The organism is Micromonospora sp. NPDC047740, from assembly GCF_043204735.1.
Classification (GTDB): domain Bacteria; phylum Actinomycetota; class Actinomycetes; order Mycobacteriales; family Micromonosporaceae; genus Micromonospora.
This window is the reverse complement of sequence record NZ_JBIDCT010000018.1, coordinates 42,055-59,662: the sequence shown is the minus strand read 5'-3', so window position 1 is coordinate 59,662 and position 17,608 is coordinate 42,055. Positions and strand designations below refer to the sequence as shown.

General features: G+C 74.4%; 15 protein-coding genes. 1 reads left to right on the top strand and 14 read right to left on the bottom strand.

Annotated elements, in window-relative coordinates:
* Positions 1–52 precede the first annotated feature (52 nt).
* The 10 genes from ACGF4F_RS28580 to ACGF4F_RS28535 form a co-directional block, all read right to left on the bottom strand.
* Entirely contained in the window at positions 53–862 is an 810-nt protein-coding gene (locus ACGF4F_RS28580) for a shikimate dehydrogenase (protein ID WP_357442611.1), read from the bottom strand.
* Complete coding sequence (gene mltG, locus ACGF4F_RS28575; protein ID WP_357442609.1) at positions 859–2,082, bottom strand: endolytic transglycosylase MltG; 1,224 nt, start codon at positions 2,080–2,082, stop codon at positions 859–861. Before mltG ends, ACGF4F_RS28580 begins: the two co-directional genes overlap by 4 nt.
* Positions 2,079–2,540, bottom strand: coding sequence for a Holliday junction resolvase RuvX (gene ruvX, locus ACGF4F_RS28570; RefSeq protein ID WP_357442607.1), 462 nt, complete (start codon positions 2,538–2,540; stop codon positions 2,079–2,081). Before ruvX ends, mltG begins: the two co-directional genes overlap by 4 nt.
* 74 nt (positions 2,541–2,614) lie before the next feature.
* Positions 2,615–5,293 (bottom strand): alanine--tRNA ligase, encoded by a 2,679-nt coding sequence (alaS, locus tag ACGF4F_RS28565; protein ID WP_393082038.1) that lies wholly within the window; start codon positions 5,291–5,293, stop codon positions 2,615–2,617.
* Positions 5,290–5,595: a hypothetical protein gene (locus tag ACGF4F_RS28560; RefSeq protein WP_073835241.1), complete on the bottom strand. Its 306-nt coding sequence runs from the start codon at positions 5,593–5,595 to the stop codon at positions 5,290–5,292. The genes alaS and ACGF4F_RS28560 overlap by 4 nt, the downstream gene beginning before the upstream one ends.
* A gap of 24 nt (positions 5,596–5,619) precedes the next feature.
* Positions 5,620–6,081, bottom strand: a complete 462-nt coding sequence (locus ACGF4F_RS28555) for a DUF948 domain-containing protein (protein ID WP_073835240.1) — start codon at positions 6,079–6,081, stop codon at positions 5,620–5,622.
* Between the two features lie 147 nt (positions 6,082–6,228).
* Positions 6,229–6,858 (bottom strand): hypothetical protein, encoded by a 630-nt coding sequence (locus tag ACGF4F_RS28550; RefSeq protein WP_357442781.1) that lies wholly within the window; start codon positions 6,856–6,858, stop codon positions 6,229–6,231.
* Positions 6,859–9,365: 2,507 nt separating this feature from the next.
* On the bottom strand, positions 9,366–10,856 hold the full coding sequence (locus tag ACGF4F_RS28545; protein ID WP_357442603.1) for a replication-associated recombination protein A: 1,491 nt from the start codon (positions 10,854–10,856) through the stop codon (positions 9,366–9,368).
* Positions 10,857–10,931: 75 nt separating this feature from the next.
* The gene (locus ACGF4F_RS28540) at positions 10,932–11,135 is read right to left on the bottom strand and encodes a hypothetical protein (RefSeq protein WP_357442601.1); all 204 of its coding nucleotides are present in this window, start codon (positions 11,133–11,135) and stop codon (positions 10,932–10,934) included.
* Positions 11,136–11,224: 89 nt separating this feature from the next.
* Complete coding sequence (locus tag ACGF4F_RS28535) at positions 11,225–11,791, bottom strand: GNAT family protein (RefSeq protein ID WP_357442599.1); 567 nt, start codon at positions 11,789–11,791, stop codon at positions 11,225–11,227.
* A gap of 26 nt (positions 11,792–11,817) precedes the next feature.
* Between ACGF4F_RS28535 and ACGF4F_RS28530 the strand changes: the two genes are divergently transcribed.
* On the top strand, positions 11,818–12,558 hold the full coding sequence (locus tag ACGF4F_RS28530) for a GNAT family N-acetyltransferase (protein ID WP_357442597.1): 741 nt from the start codon (positions 11,818–11,820) through the stop codon (positions 12,556–12,558).
* 232 nt (positions 12,559–12,790) lie between these two features.
* Here ACGF4F_RS28530 and ACGF4F_RS28525 read toward each other — a convergent pair whose 3' ends face one another.
* From ACGF4F_RS28525 to aspS, 4 genes are all read right to left on the bottom strand, one after another.
* Complete coding sequence (locus tag ACGF4F_RS28525; RefSeq protein WP_357442595.1) at positions 12,791–14,188, bottom strand: MFS transporter; 1,398 nt, start codon at positions 14,186–14,188, stop codon at positions 12,791–12,793.
* Complete coding sequence (locus ACGF4F_RS28520) at positions 14,185–14,805, bottom strand: helix-turn-helix domain-containing protein (RefSeq protein WP_357442593.1); 621 nt, start codon at positions 14,803–14,805, stop codon at positions 14,185–14,187. Before ACGF4F_RS28520 ends, ACGF4F_RS28525 begins: the two co-directional genes overlap by 4 nt.
* Positions 14,806–14,892: 87 nt before the next feature.
* Positions 14,893–15,702, bottom strand: a complete 810-nt coding sequence (locus tag ACGF4F_RS28515) for a sugar nucleotide-binding protein (RefSeq protein WP_357442591.1) — start codon at positions 15,700–15,702, stop codon at positions 14,893–14,895.
* A 98-nt stretch (positions 15,703–15,800) separates the two neighbouring features.
* On the bottom strand, positions 15,801–17,606 hold the full coding sequence (aspS, locus tag ACGF4F_RS28510) for an aspartate--tRNA ligase (protein ID WP_357442589.1): 1,806 nt from the start codon (positions 17,604–17,606) through the stop codon (positions 15,801–15,803).
* Positions 17,607–17,608: the final 2 nt, after the last annotated feature.

Here is a 17,608-nt window from a genome sequence, read left to right as displayed (position 1 = left end):
AGCGTATCGACCTGTCGCACTCCGGTCGTGCCGGTCGGGCGCCCGGCCGGAATCAGACGCGTGCCGCAGCCAGCGCCGCACGCATCGCGTCTACCGGCGCTTCGACGCCGGTGAACTGCACGAACTGGTCGACCGCCTGGGCCAGCAACAGGTCCAGCCCGGAGACCACCCGGCAGCCGGCGGCGAGCGCGGCCGTGGCGAGCGGGGTGGGCCAGGGATCGTAGAGCGCGTCGAAGAAGACGGACCCCGGCCGCCAGTCGAAGTGCCCGGCGAGCGGGTCGGCCACCCCCTTCGGCACGGTCGAGATCACCAGATCGGCGCGGGCGTGCGCCGGGGCGCCGTCCCAGTCGGCGCCGGCCAGGGGCACCCCGACCGCGCGGGCCACCGGGCGCAACTCGTCGATCGCCTCCGGCCGGCGGGCCACCACGGTCACGTCGGCCGCGCCGATCCGGGCCGCCGCCGCGATCGCCGCCCGGGCGGTGCCGCCCGCGCCGAGCACGGTCACCGTGGCGCCGGCCGCGCAGCCGGCCGTGGTCAGCACGTCGACCATGCCGGTGACGTCGGTGTTGTCCGCGTACCAGGTGCCGTCGGGGCGGCGTACCAGGGTGTTGGCGGCACCCACGGCGGCGGCGACCGGAGAGGCTTCGTCGGCCACCGCGAGCGCCGCCTCCTTGCCCGGCATGGTCACCGACAGCCCGGCCCACTCCGGGCCCAGGCCCGCGACCAGGCCGGCCAGCTCGTCGGCCGCGCACTCGATCCGGGTGTACGACCACCCGGTCAGCCCGGCCGCCGCGTACCCGGCCTCGTGGATCACCGGGGAGAGCGAATGGGCGATCGGCTTACCGACGACGGCTGCCCTCAAAATCGGCAGTTCTCCCCGGTCAGCACCTTGTTCTGGCACATCGTCTTCTTGAGCTGCACATATTCAGCGTCGTTGGAGCCGTAGCCCATCGTGCCCTCTTTGTCGACGGTCATGAAGTAGATCCAGTCACCCGGCGGCGGGTCCAGCGCGCCCTTGAGCGCCTCCTCGCCGGGGTTGCCGATCGGAGTGATCGTGAGGCCGTCCACGCCGTGGGTGCGGTACGGGTTCTTCGGGTCGTTGATCTCCGACCGCTTGAGGATGTCGGAGTCCTTCGGGTCCTTGCCCTGCAGCCGCAGCCAGTAGTTGATCGCGCTGTCGATTTCCAGGCAGTGGCAGTGGTACTTGTCGGTGTAGACCCGGTTGTAGATCACCCGGGCCACCTTCGGCAGGTCCTTGTTGTGCACCGACTCGGCCTGGGCGATCGAGGCGGTGATCAGCGCCTCGTACGGGGAGATCTGCCGCTCCTTCTGCACCCGATCGACGAAGTCGAGCTTTTGGGTGACGGTGAGGAACTGCTCCACCATCATCGACAGGATCTGCTCGGCGGTGGCCTTCGGCGGGATCTCGTAGGTGGACGGGTAGAGGAAGCCCTCGATGCTCTTCGTACCCTTCTTGCCGTCGCCGCGCTTGAACCAGAAGTCCGGCACGCCCAGCTTGGCCGGGTCCGCCGCGGCCTTCTTGAACTCGGCGACCGGGATCTTGGTCTGCTTCGAGAGCAGGTCGTAGATTGCCAGGCTGATCATGCCCTCGGGGATGGTCACCCCGTTGACCACCCGGCTCTTCGGGTCGAGCAGCAGGGTGACCACGTCGGCGGCCTTCATCTGCTTGCGGACCTTGTAGCTGCCGACCTGGATGTTCTTGCTGCGCGAGTTCGCCTCGGCGGCCTCGATGAACGCCTTGGTGCTCTTCACGACCCCGGCGTCGTAGAGGGTGTTGCCGATGTCGGTGAGCGTGTCGCCGGCCTTGACCTGCACCAGCACCTCGCCGGAGCCCGGGCCGTCGTAGTCGGGGGTGACGAGGTAGCTGCGGATCCGGTCGAAACCGACGTAGGCGCCGCCGCCGATGCCGCCCAGCAGCACGAGCGCCATCAGGAGGGCGAAGACCGTCTTGCCCCGGCCGCCGCGCGAGCCGCCGTTGCGCTTCCGTACCGCGCTGCGCCGGTGCCGGCCCTTCTCCCCCCTCTCCTGCTCGTCGAACACCACGTCAAGGTCGTCGATCATTGCGTCCGCCTCCGCTGTGCGTCCAGCCAGCTCTGCAGAATCTCCACCGCGGCGGCCTGATCGACCACCGCCCGTTGGCGCTTTCCCCGGACGCCCCGTTCGGCCAGCCTACGACTCGCGACCACGGTCGACATCCTCTCGTCCGTCAGCGTCACCGGAATCGGCCCCATTACATCAGCCAAACGGGCAGCGTACGCCGATACGTTCAGCGCCGCCGGGCCATGCTTTCCGGCGAGGTTGACCGGCAGCCCGACGACGATCTCGACCGCCTCGTGCTCCGCGGCGAGCCGGACCAGCTCGGCCATGTCGGTCGGTACCGCGTCCGGCGCCGCGGTCAGGTCACGGGCGAGGGTGACCAGCGGGGTGGCCAGGATGCCGTGCGGATCCGACCGGGCCACCCCCACCCGGACCTGCCCGACATCCACCCCAAGTCGAACCCCCCGGGTCGGTTCAGCCATCTACCGGACACCTTCCCGCCGGTACGGGTCAGGGCGGACCGTTCGGTCCGCCCTGACCTCGATCGATGCGACCATCACGCCTCGGCGATCGCCTTCTCCACCGTCTGGAGCAGGTTCGGCGCCTCCGCGGCGGGCAGGCCACCGCCCTGGGCCAGCTCGTCGCTGCCGCCGCCCCGACCGGAGAAGGCCGCCTTCACCAGGTCCTTCGCGCTCAGGCCCCGAGCCCGGGCGGCCTGGTTGACTGCCACCACCAGGGACGCCTTGCCGTTCGCCCGGGCGGCCACGGCGACCACCGCCGGCCGGGCCGGGTCGATCCGGCCCCGGACCTCCTGGGCCAGGGTCCGCACGTCGTTGGCCGCCGCGCCCTCGGGCGCCTCGGTCCCGACGTACGCGACGCCCCGCACGTCCCGGGCCTGTGCGGCCAGTGCCGCCGCCCCGCCCAGCACCAGCTGGGCGCGGAGCTTCTCCAGCTCCTTCTCCGCGTCGCGGAGCTGCGTGACGGTCTGTTCCACCCGGTCGGCGACCTGGTCGCCCGGGACCCGGAACAGCTCGGCCAGCCGGGAGACCAGCAGGTGCTCGCGAGCCAGGAAGCCGAACGCGTCCATGCCCACCAGGGCCTCGATCCGGCGCACACCGGAACCGACCGACGCCTCGGAGAGGATCTTGACCAGGCCGAGCTGGGCCGAGCGGGCCACGTGGGTGCCGCCGCACAGTTCCCGGGCGTAGTCGCCCACCTCGACGACCCGGACCCGCTCGCCGTACTTCTCGCCGAACAGCGCCATCGCGCCGATCCGGCGCGCCTCCTCCTGGGTGGTGATGAAGGCGTGCACCTCCAGGTCGGCCAGGAGCACCTCGTTGACCTGCTGCTCGACGTCGTGCAGCACGCTCGGCGCCACCCCGGTCGGGGTGTTGAAGTCGAACCGCAGCCGGCCCGGCGCGTTCAGCGAACCCGCCTGGGTGGCCGACTCGCCGAGGAAGTTACGCATGGTCTGGTGCACCAGGTGGGTGGCCGTGTGCGAGCGGGAGATCGCCCGCCGGCGGGACACGTCGATCTCGGCGTACCCGGTCTCCCCGGCGCGCACCTCGCCGCGGACCACCTTGGCCCGGTGCACGATCAACCCCGGCACCGGCTGCTGCACGTCGAAGACCTCGAGCTGGCCGCCGCCGACCGTGATGAGACCCTGGTCGGGCTGCTGGCCGCCGCCCTCGGCGTAGAACGGGGTGGTGTCGAGCACCAGCTCGACGGTGTCCCCCTCGACCGCCGCCGCCACCTCGGCACCGCCGGCGAGCACGGCTCGTACCCGGGACTCCCGGTTCAGCTCGGTGTAGCCGGTGAACTCCACCGGGCCACCACCGTCGAGCACCGACCGGTACGCCGACACGTCGGTGTGGCCGGTCTTTCGCGCCTGCGCGTCCGCCTTGGCCCGGTTGCGCTGGTCGGCCATCAGCCGGCGGAAGCCGTCCGCGTCGACCTGCAGGCCCTGCTCGGCCGCGATCTCCAGGGTCAGGTCGATCGGGAAGCCGTACGTGTCGTGCAGCTGGAACGCCTTGTCACCGGAGATCGAGGTCTGCCCGGCGGACTTGGTGTCCGCGATCGCGGTGTCCAGGATCGTGGTGCCGGCGCGCAGCGTGGCGAGGAAGGCGTCCTCCTCCGCGTACGCGTACTGGGAGATCCGGCCGAACTCCGCGGTCAGCTCCGGGTACGACGGGGCCATGCAGTCCCGGGCCACCGGCAGCAGCTCCGGCAGCGCCCGGTCCTGGTAGCCGAGGAGGCGGACGGCGCGGATGGCGCGGCGCATGATCCGCCGCAGCACGTAGCCGCGCCCCTCGTTGGACGGGGTCACCCCGTCGCCGATCAGCATCAGCGCGGTGCGCACGTGGTCGGCGATCACCCGCAGCCGGACGTCGTCCGGGTGCGACTCGCTGGCCGCGTGGCCGGAGCGGGCGCCGTACCGCTTGCCGGTCAGCTCGGCGGCCTTGTCCAGGATCGGCTTGACCTCGTCGATCTCGTAGAGGTTGTCCACGCCCTGGAGAATGGACGACATCCGCTCCAGGCCCATGCCGGTGTCGATGTTCTTCGCCGGCAGGTCGCCCAGGATCGGGAAGTCCTCCTTGCCGACGCCGGGACCCCGCTCGAACTGCATGAAGACGAGGTTCCAGAACTCCAGGTAGCGGTCCTCGTCGACCTCCGGGCCGCCCTCCCGCCCGTAGGCGGGGCCCCGGTCGTAGTAGAGCTCCGAGCAGGGGCCGCACGGGCCGGGGATGCCCATCGACCAGAAGTTGTCCGCCTTGCCGCGCCGCACGATCCGCTCGACCGGCACGCCGGTCCGCCGCCAGATCTCGTACGCCTCGTCGTCGTCCAGGTAGACCGTGGCCCAGATCCGCTCGGGGTCGAGCCCGAAGCCGCCCTGGTCGACCGGCTTGGTGGCCAGGTCCCAGGCGAACGGGATCGCCCCCTCCTTGAAGTAGTCACCGAACGAGAAGTTGCCGTTCATCTGGAAGAACGTGCCGTGCCGGCTGGTCTTGCCGACCTCGTCGATGTCCGGCGTACGGATGCACTTCTGGACGCTGACCGCGCGGGAGTACGGCGGGGTCTGCTGGCCCAGGAAGTAGGGGACGAACTGCACCATGCCGGCGTTGACGAACAGCAGGTTCGGGTCGCTGATGGCGGGCAGCGGAGCGGACGGCACCACGGCATGGCCGTTCGCCTCGAAGTGGGCGAGGTACCGCCGCTTGATCTCCGCCGTCTTCATCGCTGGTGCTCCTCCGGGAAAATCTCTCGGTCGCCGATCCGCGGGTCCTCCCGCAACTCGGCGAACTGGTCGTCGTACACCTCGCCGCGGGCGAAGGCCTCGTGGATCTCCTGCTCGCGCTCGGCCATCCCGATCCGGACGTCCTCGACGAAGCCGCGGACCGACTCGACGAGGCTGCCGGCGGATTCGGACAGGCCGCTGGCGATGCCGGCCGGCGTGTACGCCTGCGCGGTGCGGGTCGCCTTGCGGACCACCAGCACCCCCACGGCCAGCCCGATGCCGAGCCAGAACAACCGCTTCATGTCACAGCCCTCCCGCTCGCCGGGTCACCGGTTGGCGCGCTTCTCAGCGCGGCGCCGCTGCTTGATGATGTCCCGGGCCTCCCGCTCGTTCTCCGCGTGCCGGCGGGCGGCCGCGGCCCGGCGCACGCCGTAGCCGAAGGCGGCCACCTTGACCAGCGGGTTCGCGGCGGCGGCGGAGACCACGGCGGCGAGGTTCGCCACGTTGGCGGTGACGTTCTGCGCGTGGCTGGTCATGGTGTCCACCTTGGCGAGCTGGAGGTTGACCCCGTCGAGGGAGGTCTGCACCTGCTCGAGGGCGGTGTTGACGTTCTTCACCGTGGTGTTGACGTCACCGAGCAGCGGTGCGGAACGGTCGTTGAGGTCGTTGATCATCCGGGTGGCGGCGTCCACGGTGTGCCGCAGCCGCAGGATGGGCAGCGTCAGGATCAACACGAGCATCGCGAATGCGATTGCCGCGACCAGCGCCGCGACCTCCATAGGTTCCACGCCTGTCCTCCTCGACCAGGGTCCCGGGGCCCGACGCCCCGAGACGCGCGACCGTCCTGTCCACTCCGCCTCGGCCCGGCCCGTCATGACCGACCGCACCGCCGGACCCGCCAGCCCCAGACCCTACCGTCCGTGATGGAGAGGTGCTCACGACGGTGAGGGTGTCAACTCGCCGAGTGGATCGTCGGTGAGCGTCGGGAAGGGATCCTCACCGGTGAGTGACGGATCAGTGCTCGGCTGCGGCCCGGTCCGCTCGTCGTCGATCGCGTTGCGGACCTTCACCGACACCAACGACCCGGTGCACGTCTGCGCTGCGGGCGAGGGGGCCGGAGACGGCGCGGGCGCCCCGTCCACCGGCGGCGGCACACAGGCCGGCTCGCGTACCCAGAGGTCGAGGGTGAGCTCGTCCCGGCGCCAGCAGGTGTAGCTGCCCTTGGCCGGCTGGTCCGGGATCTGCTCCGGGCAACGGGCGACCTTCCAGCGCTGCCAGCCGTCCTTGGCGAGGGCCTGCTCGTACGCCTGCGCGGTCTCCTTCGGCCCCTGCTGCGACTCGATGGTCCGTTCCCGCAGCCGGCAGTCCTGCAGGCACCAACGGCTGCCGCTGACGTTGTCGACGGTCTTCACCGCCGCCCACGAGGGCACGTCCAGCCCGTCAAGGGTGTCGAAGACCGGGTCGTGACTGAGCGTGCGCACCCCGAAGTAGAGCGGGACCGCACCGAGCAGCACCAGGCTGACCAGGACGAGGATGCCCAACCGCAGGCGCCGCCGTTCGCGCATCTGCCGGCGCAGTTCGGAGCGGGCGCCGCGCAGGCCACCGGCGGCGGTGGCCGCCTCGACCGGCTCCGCCTCGCCTCGCCGCAGCGCCGGTCCAGCCCCGTCTCCCGGTCCCGGTCGCGCGGGCTCCTGCGTCGGTACGACCGCGGCCGCCCGGGCCACCGCCGGCTCGCCGGTCCGCCCCGGCGGGGGCACGGCCGGACCGGGCCGGTGCGGCTCGGCCGAGGGCGGGGTCGCCCGCCCGGCCGGGCCCCCGTCCGGGTCGGCGGGCCGGGCCACGGACGCGGCTGCCCGGGCCACCGCCGGACCGCCGGCCGGGCCGGTACGCGGACCGGGCTCGCCGCCCGGCTGCGGCGCGCGCCCGTCATCGCCGGGCGTACGCGGCGGGACGGGACCGTCCGGCCCCGGTCGGGCCGCGCCCCGGGCCGGGCCGGCGGTCCGGGCATCACCGGCGGCCGGCCCTGCTCCGGGCCGCCCGGCCTGGGTAGATACCGGGCCGGGCCGCCGCTCCGGATCGCCACCCGAGGGAATCCCACCGGTCCGCGCCGGGTCACCGGCGACGGGAAAACCGCCGGTCCGACCGGGATCGTTGGTCGGCAGGCCGCCGGTGCGGTCGGGGTCCGGGGTGCGGCCGGCGTCCGGGCCGGCGGGTCGGCCGGCCGGCGCGGCGGGACGCGCGGATCCCCGGGCGGCCCCGGACCGGTCCGGCTTGACCGGAGGCACGGCAGCCGCGCCGGCCCGTCCGGTCGCAGCACGGTCGGGGCCGGCGGAGGTGATCCCCCGGCCCGCCGTCGGCTCGCCCATCGGGGCAGCGGGTCGGCCCGCCGCCGGCATGGCGGCGTCGCTGTGCTGGCCGCGGCCAGCCTGCCGGAGCCAGTCGGCGGATCGGTCGGGACGCTGCGGCCGCGGTTCGTCGGTGTCCTCCCGGGCCGCACGGCGTGGACCCGTCCGCGGTCCGTCCACGGCGGACCGGCGTCCGCCCGGCGTCTCGGGAGCGGCCCGGCGACCGGTCGAGGTCGGCTCGTCGTCCGGCACGGCCCGATGCCCCGACGGCGGCACCCCCTCGTCAAAGGGAGCCGCCCGGCGGCCGGCGGCCGACCCCGCGTCCCCGGGAGCAGCGCGGCGCGCGGTCGGCGTCGACGGATCCACGGCAGCCGCGCGGCGACCGGTCGAGGTCACGGCATCGTCGGGCGCGGCCCGCCGTCCGGCCGGCATGGCTGCGTCATCGGACGCGGCGCGGCGACCCGCCGACGGGACGGCGCTCTCGGGCGCGGCGCGGCGACCGGCCGGCATCGCTCCGTCGTCGGGCGCGGCGCGGCGACCGGTCGGGGCGCTCGGGTCCTCCGGCCGCCGCCCGGCGGGGGGCACGTCGGACGGGACGTTCGGTACCGGCGGGGCGTTCCCGCTGCGCGGTACCACCACCGGCTGGTCCGGTTCGGCGCGGCGCCGGCCGCCAGCCCGCCCGTCACCCGGCTCGGTGGGGGCGTCCACCCGCGACGTGCCGGCGGTCGGGTCGAGCGCCGCCGGGCCCCGGCGGCGCCGCGGCTCGGGGGCGCCCGGCAGCGGAGCGCCGGTCACCGGGTCGACGGCGGGGCGGCCGGCACCGGGGGCAGCCGTGGCACGGGCCGAGCCCACACCGGGCCGCCCGGCGTCGGGCTCGGCGCCCTCGGGCAGGGCGCGACGGCCCCCGCCGGACACCGGTCGGACCGCCGGATCAACGCCACCCGCCCGGCCGGGGGACGGGGCACTCGGTCCGCCGGACCCGTCGGACCCGTGCCGGCCACGCGGCGTGGGTGGGACGGTGGCCCGTGCCCCCTCCGCTGCCGGGGGCTGCCAGCCGGGACCCGGGGGCGGGGCGGCAGGGGTCCGATCCGGGCCGGGTCCCTGGCCGGCCCGGTTCGGGACGGACCCGCCCGCCGGCGCCGTGCGCTGGCCGGGCGGGCCGCTCATCCGGCCAGGCGCCGGGGGCACCGGTCCCTGCTGGCCGGTCGGCTCGTCCCCGCCACGGCGCGGCGGCCGGGACGGCTCGGCCGGGTGCCGGGTGGGCTCCGGCGCGCCGGGCCAGGGGCCCTCGACGGGGCGGCGTCCGGCGGCGGGGCCGCCGGGGCGGACCGGGGGCGTGGCGGGTCCGGCGCCGGCCGCGCCATGCCGGGCGGGCGGGCCGTCGGGCCCGGGCCGGCCGGCGCCGGGCGGCGGCACCGCACCGGGACGGGGACCGTGGGTCGGCTCGGGCGACGGCCCGCCGGGCCGGGGGCCGGTGGCCGCTGGCGGCATCCCGCCGCGCGGGGGCGGCGCCGCGCCGGGGCGGGCACCGGGATCGTCCCCGTCCGGGCCGAGGTCGGCCCGCTGCTGCTTCGCCGTACGCAGGTCGTCGATCCAGCCGAACTCCTCGCCAGCGGTCGCCGCGTCCGGCTCGGCGTCGGCCTTGCCGCGCCCCCACCGGCGGCCCTTGGCACGAGGGTCGCGCCGCTCGTCGGGGCCGTCCTCCGGCCGCTCCGGACCACGCGCCATCACTGCTGACCCTCTCCGACGGCGTCACTGCCGCCCTCATTCGCCACGTTGACCTGCTCGGCGCCGGGCGGGCGACCACCGTTGACGGCGGCCTCCACCCGCGCCGCCGGCGCCGGCAGCCCGCGGACGATCCGGCGGAGCAGCGGCAGCCGACCGGCCACCGCGCGCTCCGCACCGTGCCCGCTGGGCCGGTAGTAGTCGGTCCCGACGAGATCGTCCGGAGCGTACTGCTGGGTGACCACCCCGCGGTGGTCGTCGTGCGGATAGCGGTAGCCGGCGCCGTGCCCGAGCCCCCGGGCACCGGAGTAGTGGGCGTCGCGCAGCCCGCGGGGCACCGGTCCACCACGGCCGGCGCGGACGTCGGCGATGGCCGCGCCGATCGCCGTGGTGGCCGAGTTGGACTTCGGTGCGGTGGCCAGATGGATCACCGCCTGAGCCAGGTTGAGCTGCGCCTCGGGCAGCCCGACGTACTCAACGGCGTGCGCCGCGGCGGTGGCGACGGTCAGCGCCGTGGGGTCGGCCATGCCGACGTCCTCGCTGGCGAAGATGACCATCCGCCGGGCGATGAACCGGGCGTCCTCGCCGGCCACCAGCATCCGGGCCAGCCAGTGCAGCGCCGCGTCCACGTCCGAGCCGCGCATGCTCTTGATGAACGCGCTGGTCACGTCGTAGTGGGCGTCGCCGTCGCGGTCGTACCGGACGGCGGCGACGTCGACGGCCTGCTCGGCGGTGGCCAGGTCGATCCGCCCGGCGCCGAGCGCGGTGGCGGTGGCGGCCGCCGCCTCCAGCGCGGTGAGCGCCTTGCGTACGTCGCCGCCGGCGAGGCGGACCAGATGGTCCTCGGCCTCGGTCTCCAGGGTGAGCGCGCCGGCCAGGCCGCGCTCGTCGGCGACCGCGCGGCGCAGCAGGCCACGCACGGCGTCGTCGTCCAACGGCTGCAGGGTCAGCAGGACGCAGCGGGACAGCAGCGGTGAGATGACCGAGAAGTACGGGTTCTCCGTGGTCGCCGCGAGCAGGGTGACCGTCCGGTCCTCCACCGCGGCGAGCAGCGAGTCCTGCTGGGTCTTGCTGAACCGGTGCACCTCGTCGATGAAGAGCACCGTCTGCGGCCCGCCGGAGCGGCGCTGCCGGCGGGCGGCCTCGATCACCGCGCGGACGTCCTTCACGCCGGCCGTCAGCGCGGACATGGCGACGAAGCGCCGGTCGGTGGCCCGGGCCACCAGATGGGCGATCGTGGTCTTGCCGCTACCGGGCGGCCCCCAGAGGATCACCGACATCGGCGCCGCGCCCTCGACCAACTGGCGCAGCGGCGCGCCCGGGGCGAGCAGGTGGTCCTGCCCGACGAGCTCGTCGATGCTGGCCGGCCGCATCCGAACGGGCAGGGGGGAGTCCGCCCCGACGGTGATGAACCCGTCGATGCCGCCGGAGCCCGCGGGGGCGCTGGGCGCTCCGGCGGGTTCGCCGAGGGTGAAGAGGGCGTCGGACTCCATCACGAGAACAGTACCGGGCCGGCCCGACGACGCTGGAATCGCGCCGCTGGCCCGGCCCGGGTTGATCGGTTCCGGTCAGCCGCGACCCGGGCGCCGGCCCCGGTACCAACGGCCGCCGCGCGCGCCGGAGCCCACCCCGGCCAGGTAGAGGGAGAGCAGCAGGAAGCCGATCAGGCTGAGGGTCTGCGCGTTGAACAGGTCGGGCGCGCCGAGGTTGGTGTTCAGGAAGTCGAGCAGCAACGCGAAGCCGAACACGATGGCCGCGATTATGGCGAGCATGGTCGTTCCTCCGGTGGGGGTCCCAGTAGGTCGGTGACGATGTACCCGATCGGTCGGTTCGCCAATCTCCACCCTGGACGGGGCTCCGTTCAGCCGGCCGACCACGGGTCGGTGGCGAGGACGGCGTAGCGCACGGAGTCCCACCAGGCGCCCCGGACGAAGAAGTGGTCGCGACTGATCCCCTCCTGCCGCATCCCGACCTTCTCCAGCACCCGCCAGGAGGCGGCGTGGTCCGGACGGGTGGTGGCCTCCACCCGGTGCAGGCCCACCTGCTCGAACGCGAGGCGCAGCAGCAGGCCGGCGACCTCGGTGCCGAGGCCCCGGCCCCAGTGATCCGGGTGGATCACGTATCCGATCTCCCCGCGCCGGTGCTCGGGGCTGGTGACGGTGAGGGTGCCGAGACCGACCAGCCGGTCGCCCGAGGCGGCGGCCAGCCGGTACGACAGGCGCGGCGAATCCTGCGCGGCCCGGCGCCACGCCGGCATGGCTGCCCGGATCTCGGCCACCGACGGCGGCGACTCGTCCAGCACCCGCTCGACGACCCGCGGGTCGCCGTACAGCGCGTGCATGGCGACCAGATCGTCGTCGTCCCACTCACGCAGCAGGCAACGGCGGCCGGGCAGGCGTACCGGGTGTACGGAGCGGATGCCGGGCATGAGGTCTCCTCTCGTAGGCTGGGCGCATGATCACTGCCGACCAGGTCCTGGTGGGTCGGGATGCCCTGCTCGCCGCCGCCGGTCACCACCCGTACGCCCGGCACGCCCTGTGCCGGGACCATGAGGCGCGCGGTTGGCGGCGGGACGGTGCGGTGGGCTGGCTGCTGCCGCCGGGCCGGGGCCCGGTCGCTGAGGCGCTCGGGGCGTTGGGTCCGGCGCTGGACGCCTGCACCGGCCTGATGGCGGACGGGACGCTGCGGGCCGGGCAGTGGCTGCACCTGCCCCGCACGTCACCGGAGGAGCTGGCCGGCCGGCTGTCCGTGGCCCGCCTCCACGACTGGGACTTCCTCTGGACCGCCACCCCGCCGCCCCGGCAGGCGGAGGAGGAACGGGTCGTTCGCCTCACCGAGGCCGACCACCCGGCCCTGGCCGCGCTGATCGAGGTGTCCTTCCCCACCACCACCACCCGTCCCGGCGACCCGCGGGTCGTCGACTGGTACGGCATCCGTGACGGTGACCGCCTGGTGGCCTGCGGTGCCGACCGCAGCCGGGGCGACATCGGTTTCCTGGCCGGGCTGACCGTGGCTCCCGACCGCCGGGGCCGTGGCCTCGGCGCGGCGCTCACCGCCGGGATGACCCGCGCCCTCTTCGCCCGGTACGACCACGTGGCGCTCGGCGTCTACCCGGACAACGTCGGGGCGATCCGGCTCTACCGTCGCCTCGGCTACACCGGCACCGAGCCCCGAAGCTCCGTCCAGCTCGGCTGAGGCCGGCCGCACGACCTGCCTGCGCGAGCGCCGCCACGCGCCGTCCCGGCCCCCGGGCACCGCCAGGTTGCCGACCCGGGGGCATCCCCACCGACTCGACACCGCCACCTCGCCGACCTGGCGTCCCGGCCCGCCCGACGCCGGCAGTTCGGCGAGGTGGCGGCGGTCGGGTATGCCGGACACCGCCAGGTCAGCGACCTGGCGGTGTCCCGACCGGGCGGCCTCGGGCACGTCAGCCCGCCCGGACCGGGCCAGCCGTCGGGGCGACCGGCGCGCCGCCGACGGGCGCCGCCGGCACCGGGCCGGCGCCCGGAAGGTCCGGGCCGGTGGCGGGATCGCCCGGGCCGGAGGCGGGATCGTCCGCGCCAGAGGCGGTCTTCTCCGCCAGGGTGCGGGCGGAGCGGCTGGCACGCCAGGCCGGCAGGTAGAGCGGGGCGGCCAGCGCCAGCACCACCGCGCCGACCAGCATGGCGAGGCTGACGCTGCTGCGGTCGGCCAGCGCGGTCAGGATGACCGCGCCGAGCGCGAAGCCCGGTTGGCCCATCATCGAGTTCAGCGAGATGACGCTGGTCCGGTACGGCCCGTCGACCTGGCGGTGCAGCAGGCCCATGTGCAGCGGGTTGGACGCCCCGTGCACGGTGTAGCAGGCCAGGTAGGCGACGAGCACCCCGACCGGGCCGGCGAGCAGGCCCATCCCGACCACGGTCGCGCCCTGGAGCACCCGCATGAGGGCGGCAGCGGGGGCGGCGCCCAGCCGGCGCAGCAGGAACGGGGTGAGCGCGGCGCCGGCCGCGTTGGCCAGCCAGGCCGCCGAGCTGGCCGGGCCGAGCAGGACGGCCGCCCGGTCGGCGTTCCCGACCACCTCGGCGAGGCGGACCGGCAGCAGCGACTCGAAGGTGACCATGCCGAAGCTCCAGAACAGCTCGACGGCGACCAGGGCGAGCAGCACCCGGGACCGGCGCAGCAGGCCGATCGCCTGCCCGACCATCCGGGGCGCCTCGACCACCGAGGCGCGGAGCGCGGCAGCGCCCTTGGCCGGCCGGGTCTCCACCAGCAGGACCAGCAGCGCGACCAGCGACACGGCCTGCAGGACGAGGGCCACCAGCACGGGCAGGGTCAGCGCGCTGACCGGTCCGACCGGGCCAAGGGCGATCAGGCCACCACTGAGCAGCGCGCCGGCGCCGATGGCCAGGCCGCTGACGGTGCCGGCGTGGCCGAGGCCGCGCTCGTACTCGGCGTCCGGGTCGGCGGCCAGGGCGGCGTCGACGTACCAGGACTCCAGGGGGCCGCTGTCCAGCGCCCGGTAGACGCCCTGCAACGCGCAGACCAGGAAGAGGAGCCAGAACGAGTCGGCCACCGCGAAGAGGGCCAGCGAGATCAGGCTGATCACCCAGGCGGTGACGAGCACCGGCTTACGGCCGAGCGCGTCGGCGAACCCGCCGGTGGGCAGCTCCAGCGCGAGGACGACCAGGCCCTGCGCGGTGGCCGCCAGGCCGATCTGGGCGAGCGACAGGCCGCGCTCCTGCATCAGCAGGATCATCACGGGGATCAGCAGGCCGCTGGGCAGCCAGCGCAGCCCGTAGAGAGTGAGGTAGCGGAACCGGACCTGGCGTACGGACAGCGTGCTCATCGCTCCTCCTCGGACGGCGGGTCGGCGAGCCGCAGGTCCGCCAGCAGCGGCAGCGCGGCGAGGAAGATCTGCACCTGCTCGGCACCGGGCTCCGTGGGGTCGGCCTCCGCGCGGTAGCGGTCGAGGATCTGCCACACCTCGGCCTGCAGCGCCGCAAGTCGGGTCGACGGGATGGTCATGAAGATGTCACCCATGCCGAACGCGTCCCGCCAGGCCGGGGACCACTCGTGCTGGACGGCGAGCCACTTCTCGGCGTGCTCGACGAAGTGCCGCACCTGGTTCCCCTGGATCCAGTCGATCGCGGCGCGGGCGTCCGGGTCGTCGTCGAAGTCGGTCGGCTCCCAGTTGGTGACGTCGTGCGCGGCCCGCCAGAACCGCTGCCGGCCGGTGCCGAGATCCGGGTCCTCGGCGACCAGCTCAACCTCGGCGAGCTGGCGCAGGTGGTAGCTGGTCGCCCCGGTGTTGGTGCCGAGCAACTCGGCGAGGCGCGTGGCGGTGGCGGGTCCCTTCACCCGCAGCGCCCCGAGCAGTCGGGTGCGCAGCGGGTGCGCCAGGGCGCGTACCTGCCGGTGATCGAGCCGCACCTCGCGCGGTGCCGGCTTCCTGTCGTTCCCCATGGATGCACAATATCTGTGCACACTTTCTATGCACAAGAGTTGTGCATAGAAAGTGTGCATGATCCGGCAGGTGTCCGGGGACAGGCGTCAGGCGAAGAGTTCGGTGACGCCGCGCAGGCGGGTACCGAGCAGGCCGGCGGCGCGGGAGGAGTCGAGGCGTACCTCGGTGGGGTGCTGCCGGCCGGTGGCGACGCTGGTCGTGGTCTTCAGGCCGGCCGGGTCGAGGCCGAGGTGCCGGGCGACCAGGAGGCCCAGCTCGGCGCGGCTGACCGGGTCCGGCCCGGCCACGTTGAGCAGGCCGGCGTACCCGGAGGGCACCAGCTCCAGCACGGCGGCGGCGAGGTCGACCACGTCCACCGGGCAGCGGAGCTCGTCGGTGAAGAGGGCCGCCCGGCCGGCGAGCGCGTCCCGGCAGAGCTGGATCTGCTTGCTCCCCTCCCCCACGATCAGTGAGGTACGCACCAGCACCGCGCCCGGATCGAGCGCCCGCACCGCAGTCTCCGCGGCCGCCTTCGCGGCCCCGTACGCGTTCACCGGGGTGGGCACGTCGTCGTCCCGGTACGGGGCCGGGCGCCCGCCGTGCAGCGCGTCGCTGGACAGGTGCACGAGCCGGGCGCCCACCTCGGCAGCCGCGGCCGCGACGTGGGCCGCCCCGTCGGCGGTGACCGTCCAGTCGTCGTAGCGGTAGGGGGTGGCGACGACGGCGTCGGGACGTACCTCGGTCAGCAGCGCGCGGACGGCGGACCGGTCGGTGACGTCGAGCCGGCGGGCGGCCACGCCCGGCACCGCGACGGCGGCCGAGTGCCAGGTGCCGACCACCCGCTGTCCCGCCGCCACCGCCTGCCGGCACACCTCGGCGCCGAGGAAGCCGCTGGCCCCCACCACGAGCAGCGTCACGCCGTCCACCTCTCCGACTCGTCGATCATGAGGTTAGCGGGGCGACACGCCGAAGCGGTGCCCCGCCAACCTCATGATCAACGGCCAGGAGCACCGGATCAGGTCGGGTCGGCGACCGGTGCCACCGGGCCGGCGGTGCCGGCGTGCGCACCGGTGGCGGCCTTCGGCTTGGCGTCGACGCCCGCCTCGGCGCGCTGCTGCGCGGTGATCGGCGTGGGTGCGCCGGTCAGCGGGTCGAAGCCACCCCGGGTCTTCGGGAAGGCGATGACCTCGCGGATCGAGTCGGCGCCGGCCAGCAGCATGCAGATCCGGTCCCAACCGAAGGCGATGCCGCCGTGCGGCGGCGGGCCGTACTTGAACGCCTCCAGCAGGAAGCCGAACTTGTCCTGCGCCTCCTCTGGGGTGATGCCGAGCAGGTCGAAGACCCGCTGCTGCACGTCGCCCCGGTGGATACGGACGGAGCCGCCGCCGATCTCGTTGCCGTTGCAGACGATGTCGTACGCGTAGGCCAGGGCCCGGTCGGGGGCCTCCTCGAACCGGTCCACCCAGTCGGCGTTCGGCGAGGTGAACGGGTGGTGCACGGCCGTCCAGCCGCCCTCGTCGGTGCGCTCGAACATCGGCGCGTCGACCACCCAGCAGAACGCCCAGGCGGTCTCGTCGATCAGGTTGGCCCGCTTGGCGATCTCGATCCGGGCGGCGCCCAGCAGCTCCTGCGCCTCGCGGGTGTTGGTGCTGGCGGCGAAGAAGACGGCGTCGCCGGGCTTGGCGCCGACCGCGTCGGCCAGCCCGGCCAGGTGCGCCTCGGAGAGGTTCTTGGCCACCGGGCCGCGCGCCTCGCCGGTCTCCGCGTCGAGCACCACGTACGCGAGGCCGCGGGCGCCGCGCGCCTTGGCCCAGTCCTGCCAGCCGTCCAGCTCCTTGCGGCTCTGCGCCGCGCCACCCGGCATCACCACCGCGCCGACGTAGCCGCCCGCGTCGATGGCGCCGGCGAACACCCGGAACTCGGTGCCGCGCAGGTAGTCGGTCAGCTCGGTCAGCTCGACGCCGTAGCGTAGGTCCGGCTTGTCCGAGCCGTAGCGGGACATGGCGTCGTGCCAGGTGATCCGGGGGATGGGCCGGGGGATCTCGTGGCTGGCCAGGTCCGACCAGAGCGCCGAGACGATCGCCTCGCCGAGCTCGATGACGTCGTCCTCGGTGACGAAGGACATCTCGATGTCGAGCTGGGTGAACTCCGGCTGCCGGTCGGCGCGGAAGTCCTCGTCCCGGTAGCAGCGGGCGATCTGGTAGTACCGCTCCATCCCGCCGACCATGAGCAGCTGCTTGAACAGCTGCGGCGACTGCGGCAGCGCGTACCAGCTGCCGGGCTGGAGGCGGACGGGGACCAGGAAGTCGCGGGCGCCCTCGGGGGTGGAGCGGGTCAGGGTGGGGGTCTCGATCTCCAGGAAGTCCCGCTCGTTCAGCACGGTGCGGGCGAGCTGGTTGGCCCGCGAGCGCAGCCGCATCGCCTTGGCCGGGCCGCTGCGGCGCAGGTCCAGGTAGCGGTACTTGAGCCGGATGTCGTCGCCGGCCTCGATCTGGTCGTCCACCGGCAGCGGCAGCGGGGCGGCCTCGGAGAGCACCTCCAGCTCGCTCGCGGTCACCTCGACCTCGCCGGTGGGCAGGTCCGGGTTCTCGTTGCCCGCGGGGCGGCGGGTCACCTCGCCGGTGACCTTCACGCAGAACTCGTTGCGCAGCGCGTGCGCGTCCTCCTCCCGGAAGACCACCTGGACCACGCCGGAGCCGTCGCGCAGGTCGACGAAGATGACACCGCCGTGGTCGCGCCGGCGGGCCACCCACCCGGCGAGCGTCACCGTCGAGCCGGCGTCCGCGGCACGCAGGCTTCCGGCGTTGTGGGTACGGATCACGG